Annotated in this window: 4 protein-coding genes; 3 read left to right on the top strand and 1 reads right to left on the bottom strand. The window is 44.3% G+C overall.

Annotation, left to right across the window (positions count from 1 at the left end; translation table 11 throughout):
* Positions 1-346: 346 nt before the first annotated feature.
* Positions 347-568, bottom strand: a complete 222-nt coding sequence (locus tag M595_RS27300) for a hypothetical protein (protein WP_040484011.1) — start codon at positions 566-568, stop codon at positions 347-349.
* Between the two features lie 152 nt (positions 569-720).
* Between M595_RS27300 and M595_RS27295 the strand changes: the two genes are divergently transcribed.
* From M595_RS27295 to M595_RS27290, 3 genes are all read left to right on the top strand, one after another.
* Complete coding sequence (locus M595_RS27295; RefSeq protein WP_023066541.1) at positions 721-1413, top strand: hypothetical protein; 693 nt, start codon at positions 721-723, stop codon at positions 1411-1413.
* A 142-nt stretch (positions 1414-1555) separates the two neighbouring features.
* Positions 1556-1732 (top strand): hypothetical protein, encoded by a 177-nt coding sequence (locus M595_RS31375; protein WP_023066587.1) that lies wholly within the window; start codon positions 1556-1558, stop codon positions 1730-1732.
* 79 nt (positions 1733-1811) lie between these two features.
* The coding region (locus M595_RS27290) for a hypothetical protein (RefSeq protein ID WP_023067558.1) at positions 1812-2000 on the top strand (189 nt) is incomplete at its 3' end.

Raw genomic sequence — 2000 nt, 5'->3', positions numbered from 1 at the left:
CTTGAAAAAAAGCTGAATCCCTGAGAGCAGAGATTGAGACTCTCAGGGAAGGTGTCAATACAGGTGTACATACAAGTAATGACAGCAGTAATGACACGTATGTACAATGTAATGACAGGTGTAAACACCTAGAGAACTGGCTGGCTGAAACACTCCCCAAACTTAAACGGGAGAGGGGTTACACGTCCAACTCAGCAGGGAAGTTGATCAGGTCAATTGAAAACTTGACCCCCTAAAAAATAAACCCCTAACTGCACAACGGTTAGGGGTAAAACATATCAGAATCTCTATGCACTGAGAAGCGATCAGATAGAACTCAACTTTAGGTTAACAGTTGCGATCACAATTATTCCTCTGGGGATTCTTCATCTTTTTGTTGAGCCTCCTCTTTTTGGCGTTTCCGGATGAGAGATTTATAAACTTCAACCTTGTTAAGGTTTTCAATCTCTCGGTAAACACCATCTTTAATCCAGCCAGCACACATTCCAGATGTGCTTCTGCCTGTCTGTCTTCCTATTAGTCCAATCAACTCCCCAATGTCGTCTGGAACCACTATGGTTATTTGCATCTGTAGTTCATATAGCTTCTATTTAACTTTAATACACTTGCAATTGGAGAGACAATGTATTATCATTCGTAATTACCGGACGTCCAGGGACTGTTGACGCAGTAACCCCTAGACTCCCTCAACAACTGAACCGTTCTCAGGATGAGGTAACTATGACTTTATCAGAATTGAAAGCTCAAGCTCAAGCGCTTGGGCTATCTAAATATTTCATCTCCCAACATGGAGACTTGCGTAAGAAGTCAACATGGCAAGCAGCCGTTAACGCTTGTGAAGTTTCCGAGTCATTGGAAGAACAGGAAACTGAGGAAACCGTCTCAGACGACCTGTTTGAGCCGTTGGTTGAACCGGAAATTATCAACATCACCCCAGAGTCTCACCCGGAAACTTGGGAACTGTTACAACCGCCAATCGAACCCGGCAAGCTTATCAACAAGTCTGTTGACGGTGACTACTGGGTAGTGATTGGTGATTGGGTCAAACTGGATGAAGCCCACACCTGCCAGGTAACTCACGTTTTAGCTGAAAACGATGTTGAGATTCAGATTGAGGAAAGCGGGAAAATCCTCAACGTTACACCTGACAGAATCCGACACCTGACAGAAGCCGAACTGGATGAGGTAGAAGCACCGGAATTTATGATCGCAACTCAACCGGAAACCCCTACAACCTATCAGGTCATAACGGATAACCCAGAAATCCCCTCACGAGTCTTCACCCCCAAATCATTCCTTCACTACAAAAAACCTGAAGAAAGCCTGCATAAACGCACGCCCCCAAAGCTTCCATTGCAGGACTTTTTCGCTGCATTATTTTCGCCACCGAATCACTATCAAACCAGTCAATAGCGTTAAACAAAACACCCAGATTTGGACTGAGATTTCTCATCAATCTGCTAATACTGGGATTGTTCTGCGCTGGTTATATTGCGGGTATTGCCTTCACACCCGTAGAAATTCAGATACTTAGATTGGAATTTTCGGAGCGAAAATGAACGAACAGCAATTAGTTGATCAACTGTTGACTCAACCTTCAGACTTTCTGAGTGAGTTTTTCTTTTCAATCGTAGAGGAAACAGTCTCTCAAGACCCGTTAGTGCAAGCCGTTCAGCAGCTTGACCTCAACGCACAGATTCGGATTATTTCGGCAATCAACAACAGTTTCTAGTCAATTAAATCAGTGGGATTGGGCGGTTTTGTGGGTAGGTGTAACCCTCATCAATTGTCAAATTATCAAGGTAAAAACAATGTCATTATTGAACGCTTTAGGGTTTGTCGCAGAGTCCAGACTTGCACCCGTTGATGGTTCACATAACCTCGACCATGACCGGATTCATGGAGCCAGTAACGCACAGGCAATCACACCGGATAACGTACCCGATGAAGCTTGGGATACCATTCGTCCCTTCCCGGTTTGGGCAGGTCAACATTTGATG

The sequence above is a fragment of the Lyngbya aestuarii BL J genome (genome assembly GCF_000478195.2).
Taxonomy (GTDB): Bacteria; Cyanobacteriota; Cyanobacteriia; order Cyanobacteriales; family Microcoleaceae; genus Capilliphycus; species Capilliphycus aestuarii.
The sequence above is the reverse complement of the archived record's forward strand: the minus strand, read 5'-3'. Positions and strand labels throughout refer to the sequence as shown.

Bases quoted from the DNA above. Each gene is read 5' to 3' on its own strand.
- M595_RS27295 (WP_023066541.1), top strand. From the start codon at position 721: ATGACTTTATCAGAATTGAAAGCTCAAGCTCAAGCGCTTGGGCTATCT.
- M595_RS31375 (WP_023066587.1), top strand. From the start codon at position 1,556: ATGAACGAACAGCAATTAGTTGATCAACTGTTGACTCAACCTTCAGAC.
- M595_RS27300 (WP_040484011.1), bottom strand. From the start codon at position 568: ATGCAAATAACCATAGTGGTTCCAGACGACATTGGGGAGTTGATTGGA.